Raw genomic sequence first — 15398 nt, 5'->3', positions numbered from 1 at the left:
CCAATATCTCACACTAATCATTCACCATAATTTCGCATATTGCAGTTACATATATGCTATTCCTATTTTCAATTAACTGGGGTTCGGTTTCGGGGTGGTGGACACCCGTTTGCCTGCTGCTTGGCGCTTTATACGCCTGGGTAATGTACCGTAACCCGGTAAATACCAGCGCAACCGTACGCAATATACTGGCCGCGCTGCGCGGGCTGGCGGTGTTTATCATCGCTTTTTTGCTGGTATCGCCGCTGGTGCGCTCGGTTAGTTACCAGCCGCAAAAGCCGCTGGTGCTGATAGCGCAGGACAATTCCGAATCGGTTAAGCTGTTCAAATCGCCGGGCTTCGACGCGCAGAAGTTTGCTGCCGACCTGGCCGCGTTAAAGAATACTTTGGGCGATGGCTACGATGTACGCGAATACAATTTCGACGCCACCCTGCACGATGGCCTTACCAATACCTATAGTGGCAAACAGACCGATATCTCGGCCGCGTTACACCAACTGAACGATCGCTTTGTAAACCAGAATATCGGTGCCGTAGTGATGGCTACCGATGGCCTGTATAACCGCGGCGCCGACCCGCAGTACGAGGCCAAGGATATCCGCACCAATATTTACACCATTGCCCTGGGCGATACCATTCCCCGTCGCGATTTGCTGATTGCTAACGTAAATTACAACAAGACCGCCTTTTTAGGCAACGATTTTGAGATAGAGGTACTAACCGCCGCCTACCAGGCTAACGGCGAAAGCATCCGCCTGAGTGTGGCGCAGGATGGCCGGTCTGTGCTGTCTCAACAAATAGCGGTTACTAACGATGCTTTCCGGAAAGCCGTTCCTATCAAACTCAGCGCTGATGCCAAGGGTATCCACAAATTCACTATCAGCATTGCGCCGGTGAGGAACGAGGTATCGGTACAAAACAATACCGAAACCATTTACGTGGAAGTGCTGGACGCCCGGCAGAAGATCTTGCTGCTGTACAACAGCCCGCACCCGGATATTACGGTAATTAAGCAGGCTATTGAGAGCAACAAGAACTACGAGCTGAAAACCACCAGAGCTGCCGAGGCCGGCGCCATCAACTGGAACGACTATAGCCTGGTGATGCTTTACCAACCCGCCGAAGGCATGGCCGCTTTGGCCGCCAAAAGCCGGGTGCCCGTATGGTACATGGTTGGTGCCCAAACCGATCTGAATGCGCTGAACCAGGTGCAAAAGATAGTACAGATAGGCGCCAACCGCCAGGAAATGCAGGAGGTGTTCGCGCTACAGTCGGCCGGGTTCTCGTTGTTTACCCTGTCCGACTCTACTTTGCAAAAACTGGCCAAGTTCCCGCCGCTGCTGGCGCCTTATGGCAATTACAGTTCGCCGGCAAATGGCACGCCTTTACTGAAACAAAAGATAGGCACGGTGCCTACCCCCTATCCGCTGTTAAGCTTTGGCGATGAGAGTGGCCGCCGCGAGGCTGTAATGACCGCCGAGGGCATCTGGCGCTGGCAATTATCGGAATATCAGACCTATGGCAGCCACCACGCGGTTGAAGAGTTGTTTACCCAATGCGTGCAATACTTAACGGCCAATGCCGGCCAACAGCGTTTCAGGGTTTACCCGGCTAAAAACGTTTTTGATGAGGGTGAGAACATCCTGCTTAATGCCGAACTATATAACGATGCGCTGGAACTGGTGAATACGCCCGATGTACGCATCGATATTAAAAACGAGGCCAATAAAAGCTACAGCTTCCTGTTCAGCCGCAACGGGCAAAGCTACCAGTTAGATGCAGGCACACTACCCGCCGGCGAATACAGCTATACGGCCGGTGTAAAGCTGGGCGAAAAATCCATGTCGGCCCACGGTCAGTTCACCGTTAAGGCCCTTAACCAGGAGGCCCGTCAAAGTACGGCCAATCACCAGTTGCTGTATGCCATGGCCAAACAATCGGGTGGCGAGATGCTGCAGCCATCGCAGATCAACCGCCTGGCCGACCTGCTCCGCAAGAACGAGACCATCAAGACCGTTGAATACGAGGACAAGCACTATACCGACCTGATAGACCTGAAGTGGGTGTTTGTGCTGATTTTGTTATTGATAAGCACCGAATGGTTTATGCGCAAGCGCGAGGGGATATAACTTTAGTCCGAAAGTCGGGAAAGACCGTAAAGTCCGGAAGAGGTAAAGTGAAGAGGCCCGTGCGATTCCCTCCCATGGGGAGGGTGCAGGGAGGGGTTTCTGCATTATCACATCGTGGCTAAACCTCTCCCTGCCACTACACAAATCCGGCACGCCCCTCCCCAGGGAGGGAACTAACATAAGCAAGCATGAAATCCAATATCACCATTCTTACACTGATACTAACGGTAAGCGTCGTCGCCTCATTCGCTCAAAACACCAAAGTAACGCACCTTAAACAACCTGTTTCGGGCTTCTTTACCAAGGTGCTGAATTGCGATGGCATCATTATCCGTTCTTCGGATACGGTGAACGATAAGGCCCTGCAGGTGGCCGCCGGAAAGTTACGCATGATGCTAACCCATATCCCCGCTGCCAAACAAAACCTGGTACAATGGGGCGCAGAGATCCACATCATCGGCCAGCACCAGGTAACTACCGACCTGCCCGAGTTTGCCGATATGAAGGGCGTAACCTATACCGATAACCTGGGCAACAAAACCAATATGGACGACCGTACCCGCGGCATGGGCGGCATCTACACCTCCTGCGGGGAAGAGAACCTGCTTGACCTGCCCGGCGACCGCTATGCCGGCGGACAGGATATCTGCATCCACGAATTCGCGCATAACATCATGTTCTTCGGGTTGGATGATACGCTGCAAAAAGCTATCCGTAAACAATATGAAAACGCCAAGGCCAAAGGTTTGTGGACAGGCGCCTACGCCATGGTAGATCCCGGCGAGTACTGGGCCGAACTATCCATGTGGTACTTCGGTAAACATGGCGAGTTTTTGCATGGCACCCGCAACCCGGCTCCCGGCCCCGAAGCGTTGAAGGCTTATGATGCGGATGGATATGCCCTGCTGGATGAGATCTATTCGGGCCGTAAGCCATTTGAGACGGTAAAGGTTAAGATCCCGAAAAAGGTTACTGACATTAAAGTGTCGGCAGCAGGTACTACACCTTCAGCATGGATGATGTTCAGTAACAATACCGGCAAAAAACTGAAGCTGTTTTGGGTTGACCAGAACGGTCAGCTGAAGCAATATGGCAATGCATCGGCCTATATGTCGGGCATGCGGCAAACGCATGTGGGGCATGTGTGGGAATTGCAGGATGAAAGCGGCAAAGTGATCGGTCGTTACGAAGCGGATACGCCTTATACCCGGTTGGTGATTGATTAATTCAAGACGGCAATTACAGGCCACCCCATCGGGGTGAATAGTGGTAGAAACACATAACATCTTTTCTATCGCTCCGTAGGCGCGAAATATAGCATACCTACGGCACGCTCGTTTTAGATAACGTTTTTCTACCAATATTAAACTCCAGACGGAGTTTGAAAAAAATTGATTTTGGGTAGATTAGGATTTAACAGAGGGGATAAATCAATTATCCTTCTTCGCTTCCTTTACCACTACAAAAACATCCTCGTTATCTTTTTTCATCAGGTATTTTTCGCGGGCAAATTTTTCAAGGGCGGCGTTATCACTGGTTAACTCTTTCAGCTGTTCGTTTACCTCGGCGGTTTCCTTTTTATAGAAGTCGCGGTCGTGGCGCAGCTTGGTTACCTGCTGGCGGTATTGGTATTGCGAGTAAAGATCGTTCTTATCAAAAAACACCATCCACACCACAAAAGCCACCGTTACCAGGAAGAATTTGTTTTTAAAAAGGCCCACCAGGCGTTCCATATATTTACGGGTTTGTAAATTTTCTTCTAAATTAAATTTAAATGTGCAGATATGCAAGGGGAGGTAAAAGGTTAAAGGCGAAAGGTTAAAGGTTAGTGCTTTGTATGTTCACCTTTATCCTTTTACCTTTCGCCTTTAACCTCCAATAACTATCTTTAACCACATGAAAAAAAGCCGCCTTGAAGCCTTTAGCGATGGCGTGATCGCCATTATCATCACCATTATGGTGCTGGAGCTGAAAGTACCAGAAAATCCCGATATCCAATTGCTGCTGCACATGTGGCCGGTGTTTTTAAGCTATGTCCTCAGTTTTGTGTACGTGGGCATTTACTGGAACAACCATCACCACATGATCTACGTGGTAAACTCCATCAACGGCAAGGTGCTTTGGGCTAATTTAAACCTGCTGTTCTGGCTGTCGCTGATACCATTTGTAACCGCCTGGATGGGGGAAAGCCACTTTAGCCCCTGGCCTATTTTTGCTTATGGTTGCGTACTGCTGATGAACTCGATAGCGTACGGCATACTGGCCAATTTACTGGTTAAAGAAGCAGGGCCGCACTCGGCACTGGCACAGGCCATGGGGAAAGACCGGAAAGGCAAAATATCCACAGCCATCTATATCATCGCGGTAGCGGTAGCGCTGTATTGCAATTGGATAAGCCTGGCCCTGTACTGGGTGGTGGCCGTGATATGGTTAGTGCCCGATCGCCGAATCGAAAAGAAGATCATCCCAGATACGCACGCCTGACACCAATTATCACCTGGTATGATTTTTTGTAATGCCTTAACAGCTTAGCCAATAATTAATTACATTTGGTGTACGGCCATCTGCCGTAACAAGTAAACACCAATGCGTTTGAGAAGGCCCTTTATTGTAATTGTGCTGTTGCTGATGGGGCGCTTTGCTTGGGGGCAAAACTGCCCTGAGAATATCAGTTTTGAAAGCGGCACTTTTAAAAATTGGCTGTGCTATTCCGAGTCAATTGATCCGAATGGAAATATCACTTTTCATAACGCGGTACCGCCTGATCCTAACCGGCATGCTATCCTAAAAAACACATCGCCGCAAGCATTAGATCCTTATGGCAACTTCCCGGTAAACTGCCCTAACGGCAGCGGATATTCTATTCAACTGGGTAATGCAAGTGGAGGCCACGAAGCCGAACGCGTTTCATATATCTATACCATACCGGCAAATAACCAGGATTTTACCCTGATCTATTATTACGCGGTGGTACTACAAACGCCTAACCATAACCCGTTTGAACAGCCCGCGTTCCAGGCTAATTTAACAGATCTGACAACCGGGCAAGCTATACCAGGCTCTCAACTGGGATGTGGAAATCATTTGTTTACAGCATCTGCAAGCTTACAGGGCTTTAAAGTTTCCGATATCGACAAAAACACGGTATACCGCGCCTGGACACCTGTTGTATTACATTTAAAAGGTTACGGCGGCCGTACCATACGCTTAGATTTTACCACTAACGATTGTGTTTACAAACAGCATTTTGGCTACGCATACCTGGATTTTGAAGACGTATGCGACCCTGCGTATGATGGGTTAATTAAAGGCAATAAGGTATGTATAGGTTCTGACAGCTTGAAATTAACCGCGCCTCCCGGATTTCAATCCTATGCGTGGTATAATGCAGACGATCTTACAACGGTATTGGGTACTTCTCCTAATTTAGAAGTATCCCCGGCCCCGGCACCCGGCACAAGATATGCTTTGGCAATTACACCCTATCCTGATCTCGGTTGTGTAGATACCTTATATACCACGGTAAAAAACATTGATGAGGTTTTTACCTTAAAAGTCCTCCCTAATCTTTCGGGTTGTAAATCGGATGGTATTGATCTAACTCAGGCATCGGTAACTGCCGGAAGTAGCCCGGGGATGAAGTTTGAGTATTATACGGATGCAAACGGACAAATTTTTCTTTCAGACCCCAAAAGGGTTACTGAAACCGGAGATTATTATATACGGGGCACCAATGCCTATGGTTGTACGGCTATGGTACCTATACATCTCGATCTTTATCAGGGCCCTATGTTAAACATCGCGTCGCATCCACCAATCTGCGCCCCGGCAACTTTCAACCTGCGCCAGTTGGTTTCGTCGGATCCGGGCGCTAGTCTCAGTTATTATAGCGATATCTTGCTTAAAACAGCCGTTCCCGATCCTACAAAAATATCAAAAACCGGCATTTATTATGTTAAGTCGGTTGCCGTCGGCGTACCCTGTACTACCGTAGAAGCAGTAAGCCTTATTATTAGTACGCCGCCTAAAGACCCTGACTTTGACCCGGCTGACCCTACAAAGGTTTATGCCTCCTGCCCCCCGCTTGATCTGAACCTGGCTATTGGTAATGTTAGAAACGGCGACAACGCCGATGGCACGTTCTATACCTTTTATACCGACCCCGAAGGCAAAAATATTATTAGCGACCCGGGCAAGATAATCACCAGCGGCCTGTATTACTATAAAGGCACCAATATATACGGTTGCGATGGCCCGATAGCTAAGGTACGGGTAAATGTATACCCCGTCCCGTTTTTTAAGGTAACCGACCCCGATCCTGTGGTATATCCGCAAACTGTAAATCTTGTTTATACACATATCCCGCTTACCTTTGCTACCTTTACTTACTGGAAGGACGCGGCCTGCACCAAACCGCTTGATGATTACCAAAGTGTAGGCCTAAGTGGTACTTATTATATTAAAGCCATCAACACCAGCGGCTGCGAGGTAAGTGTACCCGTACATGTGCAGGTAAACGCCCCGCCCGAGGCCGACCTGGTTGGCCCCAACACCTTTACCCCCAACGGCGATGGCGTTAACGATATGTTTAAACCCACCACTACCGGCGTGCTTACCGTAAATTATCTAAAAATACTTAACCGCTACGGCAGCGAGGTTTTTTATACCACCCAATTGTATAACCAATGGGATGGCACCTACAACGGCAAACCGGTACCACCGGGTACTTATTACTGGATGTTTAGCGCGTACGATATTTACCGCAAAAAACAGGTGATGAAATCTGGGAAGATAACGTTGATCAGATAGTCATAGTTCATGGAACTGCATGCCTATGAATTATAAACTACTTCACAAACTCTGCGTAATTCTTTTTGATATAATTCACGATCTCGTAATCAGTCATCTTCTTCAGTCGGTCGGGAGCGGGCCGGTATCGATCCATAAACGTGCGCAGCGAATCGCCTTTGAGGGCGGTGATGGACGCTACTTTTTCCTTACCAAAACGCTGGTCGACATAGTTATCCACTTCCGATCGCAGCAGGGTCTTTTTCAACTTAGCCGTCTTATCTGTCTTTTTCGACAGATAGCTTACCAGTCGCAGTACATCAAAACCAACTATCTGGGTGGTGTTGTTTGGCGCGTCGATATAATTATAAGGCACGTATGCGCCCGGATCGCGCTTGATCATTACATCGTTTAGGGTGGTGCCCTTATAAGCAAACACATTGGCAAAAGCCCGCCGGTTGTACAACGAATCGGCCTTGCGGTCGCGGATGGCGCGGATGGTTACCTCATTCAATACGTACGACATGGGTTGCATATAGATCACCAGCGTATCGGCCCTGCTGCCCGCTTTGGGCATAAAAGCCAGGTAAGCGTAACCGGCACAGGTAACACGCACGCTATCGCCCGGTTTGGTGTTGATGCTGAAAACGCCGAAAGGATTGCTCAAGGCCGTTTGTCCGCCCGATGATACTGTGGCGTGGGCCAATGGCATGCGGGTTAGTTCGCCCATTAACAAGCCGGTTAGCTTTTGGGCAGAAGCACTGGCGCTCAGCAATAACAGTAAAAAGATGGCGGGTATTTTCATAAGGATAGGGGCAGATCAGTTTTGTACTAAGATAACACCTCTGCGTTAATTTTGCCTGGTGTTTAACAGAGTTTAACAAAAAAATGGGGCGTAATATTCTATAGTTTCCTCCCATTGGGGCAATGTCATTAAGTTAAGGATGATCAGCCGAACACCGCCCCCTCTAAATCTCTCCCGGTAGGGGAGACTTAGGCTGCACAAGCGTAAAATTCTTAAAGTCCTCCCCTTTGGGGAGGATTTAGGTGGGGCTTAAAAGCTTAACTTAATGACATTGCCCATTGGGCTATCGTGTGGACACATCTTTTAATATGATGCAGATTTAGCTGCCAAGTTTGAGATTGGCTCACACATGCAGGATGACAAACCGGATTAGGCCCAGGCATCTATAAAAAAGCTGGGGGGGGGGGTACCGATAATAACCATTATAAGTGGTGGCGTAAATGTGTCAGTACCCTTAAAAAACACGGTAGTGGTGAGAAAATGAAAATTTGAACAAACGCATGTATTTAATTACAGATCAACACGTTGCGTGTTCATTTTTTGTTCAAAAAAAGCGCTTTTTTGTTCAAATATTTCTTCGCGTGAAAACAAATATTCCTTCCTTGGATTATGAATGCGTTATTTTTAAAGATGTATCCACACGAAGCCCAAGCGGGGGTGTAGGGAAACGCACATAGCCCACGCTTTTTAATGCAGTATCCTAAACATCAACTCCTTCATCAACTCGCCGTGCGGCGCGGTTGATTCTACGCCCTTGCTTTTCAGATCGTATTCGCGCAGGGCGCTGATGATATCCATAGTTTTGGCGTAGTTAAAGCTCCGGGCGGCGGCCTCATAATCCTTCACAAAAAATGGACTGATGCCTAATTCCTTAGCGGCGTTCTGCTGCGATTTATCCTTCAGGTAATGATAACTCAGCACCTTGGTAAAGTAGTTGTTCAGGTTACCCAGCACCAGCACAATGGGGTTGGCCTTGGGATTGGCCTCGAAGTAATTGATGATCTGGTTTACCTTATAGGCATCCTTGCGGGCCAGCGCGGTTTGCAGCTCAAACACGTTATACTCTTTGCTGATGCCGATGTTATCCTGAATGCTCTTCAGTGTAATTTCCTGCCCCTGCTCCACGTTCAGCATCAGTTTATCCAGCTCGTTGGCAATTTTAGAGAGGTCGTTGCCCAGGTATTCGGCCAGCATGGCCGATGCCTGTCCGCTCAGCTTATATTTCTTTTCGGCCACGTAGCCCTCTATCCAGCCGGGTATCTTGTTATCATACAAAGTCCCCGATTCAAATACCAAGCCATTCTTCTCAATTGCCTTGTAGGTTTTTTTACGCTTATCAAACTTGCCGTACTTGTAACAAAACACCAGTATGGTGGTGGGTAGCGGGTTTTCCAGGTAGCTTAGTACGGGGTTCAGCGTTTTCTTGTCATCATCATCGCGGCCCCATTTCATATCCTGTGCCTCCTTTACCAGCACTACCTGGTAGTCGGCCATCATAGGGTAGCGCTTGGCGGCGTTCAGTACCGTCATAATATCAGTATCTTTGCCATACATCACCGTTTGATTAAAGCCCTTTTCGGCCGGCGGGAGCAATTCATGCTCAATGTAGTTACTCACCTCATCTATAAAATAAGGCTCGTCGCCATGCAGCAGGTACAAGGGCTTGTATTTGCGGTTTCGCAGGTCTTTAAGTATCTCTGGCGCGGTCATGTTCGGGGTGCAAATTACAAAATTTCCGGGGTTGATGGGGTGGAGATTTTAACCACAGAGCGCACGGAGGTTTTGCACAGAGGACACGGAGGATTTTGTCTTTTAATTTTCCTCTCTTAATTTGAGGATCTGCTCAAGTGCCAGCACGTCAATTCTATCTTTAGGTCTGTCAGTAGCCTTTTTATTTTGAATTAGCTGATTGATATGCAGGAAAGGGATTTTTACCCCATCTATATCAGCAATTGATGCCATTTGCGAGCATTCATTAAATGTATACCCTTCAAGTCCCTTCATCTCTGTCAATATATCAAGACGAAAGTTATTAGTTAGTTGAAAATCTGTCCATCCGGGAATAAACTGCATATACTCAACCATCGGAAAATCACCCATATCACAATCAACAAAAGCTTTACGCAACGCTTGCCTATTGGGTAAGGTATCTTTTAACCAAATATCCAAATCACCTGTGAATCTTTCGTATCCATGCAAGTTGATCGCATAGCCGCCAATCAATATATATTCAACTTCATTATCTTGAAGTGCTTTCCAAAAATCCAATATTGACTCATCAAAAATATCCACAGGCTATTTACTAATAAAAGGTTTATGGGTGATCGTTGCCTTTTTCATAGTCTGCTGAATTTTATAAAGACGGGTAGCCCTTTCAAACCGTTCCTTATAACTGCGGTTTAAAGCCTCTTTTAAAAGTGCTATTTCAGCTTCATCAAATGTTGTTTTCTGTTCCATATAGCAAATATGTCCCTGTAAACAAATTTACTAAAGTTTATGAACTTTAGCTGCACGTTTACACATCCATCAGGGCTGTATATTCGGCACAGGCTCGTCCTTTTTGCGGTTCTTCTCTAAAGTATTGCGCCCAACCTTGGTAAAGTTATAACTGATGGTCATGCTGAAATTACGGGTACGGGTGCTGTTAAAGCTCTCGCGGGTAAAGTTAATACCATCGGTATAGGTAATGCTGTTACTGTTGCTGAAGGGATTCACGGCCATCATGCGCAGCTTCAGCTTGTTCTTCATAAACACCTTACGCATGCCAAAGCTGGTACTTACCGACCCTGCATTACGCCCCTGCGCCGAGCTGTTGCTATAATAGCTCATATTGCCCTCAAAGGCCAGGCGCTGCGGCAAATCCATCGTCATCCCTACCCTGCCATTAATGCTATAACCATTGCGCGATACCGCGTTCACCGATGTAGTTTCATAAACCACCTTGCCTACCGTTCCGCCGCCGTTCAGCGTGATCTTTTTTGTGGGCCGGTAGTTGCCGTAAACATTCACGGTATAATACTGGCTGCTGGCCAAATTATCGTACGTACTTTGCGATACACCGGTTGGACTAACCGTGGTCAGCCTTTCAATAATGCTGCTGGTACTGGAGTAACCCAGGCGCGGGTATATCGACCACATTTTTTGGAACATACCAAAGCTCAGGTCCAGTTGCTGTGTGTGCGATGGGTGCAGGTTAGGGTTACCAAAGCTTATATTGGTCGAGTCCTGCGTTTCTATCTGCGGGTTCAGGGCAAATTCGCGCGGGCGGGCAATGCGTTCGCTGTAGCTTAAACCAACAGTATATTTCTCCTTAAACATGCGGCTGGCCGAGAGGTTGGGGAACAGGTTAACATAAGGCTTGATATTAAACTTTTGCGCCAGCGACGACAGCGTGAAGCCCATATCGGTCAGCTCGCCGCGGCCGCCAATCCTAAACGACCAGTTATTGGTAGTATGCAAATTTAAACTGGCATAAGCCGAATAGATGTTGGAATTGAACACAAAGCGATTGGTGAGACCCGTATTGGTTAAATATTGTTTGGTAATGAAGTTGTAATTATTCACCTCCTGGTCGTTATCATTGGTGCGCAGGTTGGCATCCATCCCCAGGCTGATGCTGTTTTTGGGTTTCTTCAGGGGCTTATCATAATCCAGTTTAAACTCAAAGCCGTGGTTAGCGCCATCAATATCATAAGTTTGCTCCAGCGGGCTTTTACTGCTGATGGGCAGGCCGTTGCCATCTAAATAATCGCGCGCCAGGAAACGGTTATTGCCCGATGAATTAGCGCTGTACATGGCGCTGGCCTCCAGTTGTTCGCCGCTTTTACTCATCTTCCAGGTGTAATCGGCATTCATTACATAGTTGAACGAGTTGCTGTGATTGCTGTTGTTCTGCTTGTTCAGGTTGCTTTCCACAGCCAGGTTATCCAGGTAATGGTAATCGGTATACGATAGGTTTCCTGCCCGGTTAAAATTAAGGTTGGTGGAGATGCGGATGTTCTGTGTACTGTCGATATCCCAATTAGCCCCCGTACGGAAGTTATGCCCGAAGTTATTCCCATCGCGCCCGCTGTAATTGTTGCGATAAAACAGGGTATCGGGAAAGAAATTTTTTCGTAGCGAGTAACTGTTGCCGATATTCTGACTTTCGCCAAAGGCATAGCTGGAGTTGATGGATAAAGTTTTGGTACGGTATGATGCGTAGCTGTTGATATTATAATTCCCCAGCGATCCACCTGTAATAGCGAATGTACCGTTCAATCCCACCTTAAAACCCTTTTTCAAAACAATGTTGATGATCCCTTCCCCATCGGCCGAGTATTTTACCGGCGGGTTGGTCATTACCTCTATTTTATCTATCGCGTCGCTGGGCAGCACGTTCAGCAAGTCGGTAATGTTGGCCGTCATATAGTCCGATGGCTTGCCATCGATGAAGATACGGGTGTTACGCTTACCGGCAATGGTGGCGTTGCCGTTAATGTCCACGTTCACCATCGGTACGTTCTTCAGGATATCGGTAGCTACAGCACCTTCGGCCTGCAGGCTTTCGCTCACGTTATAAGTGATCTGGTCGGCACCGTATTCTACCTGGGGCTTTTTGTCGGATATCACCACTTCAGATAAGGCATTGCCGCTGGGTTTCAATTTAACAGTCCCTACATTAAACACCATATGAGTGGCATCCAGCTCAATGCGGTCTATACTTTGTTTTTCGTAACCAACAAATGATATGCGCAGGCTGTATTGGCCAAAGGGTACGCTAAACAGGTTAAACACGCCGCCATCATTGCTTGATGTACCTTTAAACATATTATCGTTGCCCACCTTATAAAGGGCCACGGTGGCAAAGTCGATCACTTCGCCGGTATTGGCATCAACCAGTTTGCCGCTGATACGCGCGCCGGTAGGAACAGACTGCCCTACGGCCTTATTTACAGCCAATACCGCAATAAATACAATAAGTAAGTAGATGTTTTTCAATAAAGTACCCCGTTAATTATAAGTAGCGTAAATTAATATAAATCGCAAAGTGTATAAAGCACACCCTGTAACAATTCCATTAGACGCAATTATTTAAAAAAGATTAACGCGGTGGAAATCTTTTTTTTCTGAATGCTGATATTATCTTTCAGCACTCAGACGGGTCAAAAAAACCATCACTTATTTACATTTATCGATAAAATTATAACTAATTACGTTTTATTGGCTTATATTATTAAATAATTGATATAAAATTTGATTTTATGATAAAAAATTACGGTATTTACAATATAAATAACAACAAACACAAATGATTTGTCGGATTTTTAAAAATATGCTTTTATTTTTTGTAGTTTTTTCCACAAAAGCAAAAGGCATTGATAAAAATTACGATCATTCTATAATTTACCAGCGTGTATTTGGCCCATCTTCTTATTCCGAGCGCGAAAACAGCCGGGTTCCGCACGTTTATTTCCTTAACGGCTATGCAACCGCGCAGATATGCAGAACGCAAACACAGCGCCCGGTAAGTGTTTTTAAAAACCTGGCGACTGCCGGTAATAAGTTTAACCGGTACTTTAAATTTTTAGGCAAAACATTCGCTCAAACCCGCGTGGGGTTTGTACGTTCATCTAAACTCATCTTATTCCCGTTTCATGTATTTTGGTGACTATCAGCTACTAACAAAGATATTTGAACGATAAATTAAACCTCCCGGCTTGATATCCCGGGAGGTTATTAAAACCGTCTTCAGCCGGTTGCTAAAGGCTTTGGCCCTGTAGCCACCGATGGAGGAATGGCAAAATCGATCTGTTACTCAAAACTCAATTCACCAAAACAATTAATTAGTAAAAAGACGATCCAAATCAATAAATTAGGCATGAAAGCCTAATTAAACTTAGATATGGATACTTATCACCATTAAATCTATTTTAAGATGAAAAAAATTATACCATTCGCCATACTTGTTGTGGTTGTTATACTCGCCTTTATATATCCCGGCAACGTGGCAGCTGCCAAACCGGGCGTATTTGACAAAGCCGATACCGCATGGCTGCTGATCTCGACAGCGCTGGTATTATTAATGACACCCGGCCTGGCCTTTTTTTACGGTGGTATGGTGCGCAAAAAAAACGTGATCTCTACTATGCTGCAAAGCTTTGTATGTATGGGCCTCATCACCATTATATGGGTGGTGTTTGGTTTTAGCCTTGCCTTTGGCGAAGATGTTGGCGGCATGGGCCTGGTAGGCAGCCCTAAGTCGTTCTTCATGATGCAGAATACGACAGGTGTACTTTGGGGCACTATCCCGGTAATCCTGTTTGCTATGTTCCAGTTAAAATTTGCGGTTATTACGCCGGCACTGATCACCGGGGCCTTTGCCGAGCGTATCCGCTTCAATTCATATTTAATCTTCATTACCCTGTTTATTGTCATCATCTACATTCCGTTGGCTCACGCTACCTGGCACCCGCAAGGCATGTTCTTCAAAATGGGCGTGCTTGATTTTGCCGGCGGTACCGTGGTACACATGTCGGCCGGCTGGGCGGCTTTGGCATCGGCTTTATATCTTAAAAAACGTAACGAGGTTGAAGAGGCGCATACACCGGCCCGCATCAGCTATGTAATATTGGGTACAGGGTTACTGTGGTTTGGCTGGTTTGGCTTTAACGCCGGTTCTGCCTTAGGCGCAAACGATCTGGCCTCTACTGCTTTGGCAACCACTACCACCGCTTCGGCTGCCGCCGCCATGTCGTGGATCTTTTTCGATATCCTGCGTGGCAAAAAACCATCGGCTTTGGGCGCCTGTATCGGCGCTGTAGTTGGTTTGGTTGCTGTTACACCTGCTGCCGGTTTCATTACTGTGTCAAGCTCACTTATCGTTGGTATCGTATCGGCCGTAGTAAGTAACCTGATGGTGATCTGGCGTTCAAAAACCTCTATTGATGATACGCTGGACGTATTCCCATGCCACGGTGTTGGCGGTATGATGGGTATGCTGTTAACCGGTATGCTATCAACCAAAAGTGTTAACGCTGCCGGTGCCGAGGGCTTATTTTTTGGCGAAACCACGTTGTTCATCACCCACCTTAAAGCGCTGGTTATTGTATCGGTATTCGCGTTCTTCGGTTCGTTATTGCTATTAAAGATAACCGACCTGATCAGCCCGCTGCGTGTTACCCCTGAAGAAGAAGTAATGGGCCTGGATATCAGCCAGCACGACGAGGAATTATAATCTTTGGAAACTATTTAACTATCTATATAACTGATCGAAAAGCAAAAGGCCCCAATTGGGGCCTTTGCTGATTTATTAATACTGTTACTATCGCGTCCTTTTACAATTATTCGGCCACATGTGTACATATACCATATATCGCATTCTGGCTTACCCAGCCGTTTATTCTGCCTATATTATTACCTATCTGGTATCTTTCGCCCTGTATAGCTTTTATTAAATGCAGGTACTGGGTACCGTTAACTTTACATAAAACAATATCGCCCTTTTGCAGCTTATGGCCTGCAACGGGTTCAACTGTTACTAATTGCCCTGAAGCGCTCTTTCCTTTCATAGAATTACCCCTTGGCCTGAATTGTACAGTTTCTCCCTTACTTAGTTTTGCTATATAATGATTTGCCCAACTCATTCTATCATTTTCATATATTATAATATAACATAAAAAAATGATTTTTCAAAA

General features: G+C 46.5%; 13 protein-coding genes. 6 read left to right on the top strand and 7 right to left on the bottom strand.

Annotated features, from left to right (window positions below):
• Nucleotides 1-53: 53 nt before the first annotated feature.
• Nucleotides 54-2129, top strand: coding sequence for a VWA domain-containing protein (locus tag HQ865_RS02430; protein WP_173413360.1), 2076 nt, complete (start codon nucleotides 54-56; stop codon nucleotides 2127-2129).
• 188 nt (nucleotides 2130-2317) lie between these two features.
• On the top strand, nucleotides 2318-3355 hold the full coding sequence (locus HQ865_RS02425; protein WP_173413359.1) for a hypothetical protein: 1038 nt from the start codon (nucleotides 2318-2320) through the stop codon (nucleotides 3353-3355).
• 204 nt (nucleotides 3356-3559) lie between these two features.
• On the opposite strand, the gene HQ865_RS02420 is transcribed toward HQ865_RS02425, so the two are convergent.
• On the bottom strand, nucleotides 3560-3862 hold the full coding sequence (locus HQ865_RS02420; RefSeq protein WP_173413358.1) for an FtsB family cell division protein: 303 nt from the start codon (nucleotides 3860-3862) through the stop codon (nucleotides 3560-3562).
• Between the two features lie 163 nt (nucleotides 3863-4025).
• Between HQ865_RS02420 and HQ865_RS02415 the strand changes: the two genes are divergently transcribed.
• Together HQ865_RS02415 and HQ865_RS02410 are read left to right on the top strand one after the other, a co-directional pair.
• A complete protein-coding gene (locus HQ865_RS02415) occupies nucleotides 4026-4613 on the top strand; it encodes a TMEM175 family protein (protein ID WP_173413357.1) in 588 nt (195 codons plus the stop codon).
• A gap of 102 nt (nucleotides 4614-4715) precedes the next feature.
• Nucleotides 4716-6938: a gliding motility-associated C-terminal domain-containing protein gene (locus tag HQ865_RS02410; protein ID WP_173413356.1), complete on the top strand. Its 2223-nt coding sequence runs from the start codon at nucleotides 4716-4718 to the stop codon at nucleotides 6936-6938.
• A gap of 37 nt (nucleotides 6939-6975) precedes the next feature.
• Here the strand turns inward: HQ865_RS02410 and HQ865_RS02405 are convergent, their stop codons facing one another.
• From HQ865_RS02405 to HQ865_RS02385, 5 genes are all read right to left on the bottom strand, one after another.
• On the bottom strand, nucleotides 6976-7722 hold the full coding sequence (locus tag HQ865_RS02405; RefSeq protein WP_173413355.1) for a hypothetical protein: 747 nt from the start codon (nucleotides 7720-7722) through the stop codon (nucleotides 6976-6978).
• Between the two features lie 687 nt (nucleotides 7723-8409).
• Entirely contained in the window at nucleotides 8410-9432 is a 1023-nt protein-coding gene (holA, locus tag HQ865_RS02400) for a DNA polymerase III subunit delta (protein WP_173413354.1), read from the bottom strand.
• 102 nt (nucleotides 9433-9534) lie between these two features.
• Nucleotides 9535-10014: a hypothetical protein gene (locus tag HQ865_RS02395; protein WP_173413353.1), complete on the bottom strand. Its 480-nt coding sequence runs from the start codon at nucleotides 10012-10014 to the stop codon at nucleotides 9535-9537.
• Between the two features lie 3 nt (nucleotides 10015-10017).
• Nucleotides 10018-10179 carry a hypothetical protein gene (locus HQ865_RS02390; protein ID WP_173413352.1) on the bottom strand — a complete coding sequence of 54 codons (162 nt, stop codon included), beginning with the start codon at nucleotides 10177-10179 and terminating at the stop codon, nucleotides 10018-10020.
• A 69-nt stretch (nucleotides 10180-10248) separates the two neighbouring features.
• Nucleotides 10249-12702 carry an outer membrane beta-barrel family protein gene (locus tag HQ865_RS02385; RefSeq protein ID WP_173413351.1) on the bottom strand — a complete coding sequence of 818 codons (2454 nt, stop codon included), beginning with the start codon at nucleotides 12700-12702 and terminating at the stop codon, nucleotides 10249-10251.
• Nucleotides 12703-13036: 334 nt separating this feature from the next.
• On the opposite strand from HQ865_RS02385, the gene HQ865_RS02380 reads away from it, so the two are divergent.
• Together HQ865_RS02380 and HQ865_RS02375 are read left to right on the top strand one after the other, a co-directional pair.
• Nucleotides 13037-13372 carry a hypothetical protein gene (locus tag HQ865_RS02380; protein WP_173413350.1) on the top strand — a complete coding sequence of 112 codons (336 nt, stop codon included), beginning with the start codon at nucleotides 13037-13039 and terminating at the stop codon, nucleotides 13370-13372.
• Nucleotides 13373-13639: 267 nt separating this feature from the next.
• A complete protein-coding gene (locus tag HQ865_RS02375) occupies nucleotides 13640-14938 on the top strand; it encodes an ammonium transporter (protein ID WP_173413349.1) in 1299 nt (432 codons plus the stop codon).
• A gap of 106 nt (nucleotides 14939-15044) precedes the next feature.
• Here HQ865_RS02375 and HQ865_RS02370 read toward each other — a convergent pair whose 3' ends face one another.
• The gene (locus HQ865_RS02370) at nucleotides 15045-15272 is read right to left on the bottom strand and encodes a hypothetical protein (RefSeq protein WP_202020442.1); all 228 of its coding nucleotides are present in this window, start codon (nucleotides 15270-15272) and stop codon (nucleotides 15045-15047) included.
• Nucleotides 15273-15398: the final 126 nt, after the last annotated feature.

This window comes from Mucilaginibacter mali, from assembly GCF_013283875.1.
GTDB classification, from domain to species: Bacteria; Bacteroidota; Bacteroidia; order Sphingobacteriales; family Sphingobacteriaceae; genus Mucilaginibacter; species Mucilaginibacter mali.
This window is presented reverse-complemented; position numbering and strand designations above follow the sequence as displayed.

Excerpts from the sequence above, each read along its gene's own strand:
- holA (WP_173413354.1), bottom strand. The coding sequence starts at position 9,432 with ATGACCGCGCCAGAGATACTTAAAGACCTGCGAAACCGCAAATACAAG.
- HQ865_RS02405 (WP_173413355.1), bottom strand. The coding sequence starts at position 7,722 with ATGAAAATACCCGCCATCTTTTTACTGTTATTGCTGAGCGCCAGTGCT.
- HQ865_RS02375 (WP_173413349.1), top strand. The coding sequence starts at position 13,640 with ATGAAAAAAATTATACCATTCGCCATACTTGTTGTGGTTGTTATACTC.
- HQ865_RS02390 (WP_173413352.1), bottom strand. The coding sequence starts at position 10,179 with ATGGAACAGAAAACAACATTTGATGAAGCTGAAATAGCACTTTTAAAA.
- HQ865_RS02380 (WP_173413350.1), top strand. The coding sequence starts at position 13,037 with ATGCTTTTATTTTTTGTAGTTTTTTCCACAAAAGCAAAAGGCATTGAT.
- HQ865_RS02425 (WP_173413359.1), top strand. The coding sequence starts at position 2,318 with ATGAAATCCAATATCACCATTCTTACACTGATACTAACGGTAAGCGTC.
- HQ865_RS02410 (WP_173413356.1), top strand. The coding sequence starts at position 4,716 with ATGCGTTTGAGAAGGCCCTTTATTGTAATTGTGCTGTTGCTGATGGGG.
- HQ865_RS02430 (WP_173413360.1), top strand. The coding sequence starts at position 54 with ATGCTATTCCTATTTTCAATTAACTGGGGTTCGGTTTCGGGGTGGTGG.
- HQ865_RS02415 (WP_173413357.1), top strand. The coding sequence starts at position 4,026 with ATGAAAAAAAGCCGCCTTGAAGCCTTTAGCGATGGCGTGATCGCCATT.
- HQ865_RS02420 (WP_173413358.1), bottom strand. The coding sequence starts at position 3,862 with ATGGAACGCCTGGTGGGCCTTTTTAAAAACAAATTCTTCCTGGTAACG.
- HQ865_RS02370 (WP_202020442.1), bottom strand. The coding sequence starts at position 15,272 with ATGAAAGGAAAGAGCGCTTCAGGGCAATTAGTAACAGTTGAACCCGTT.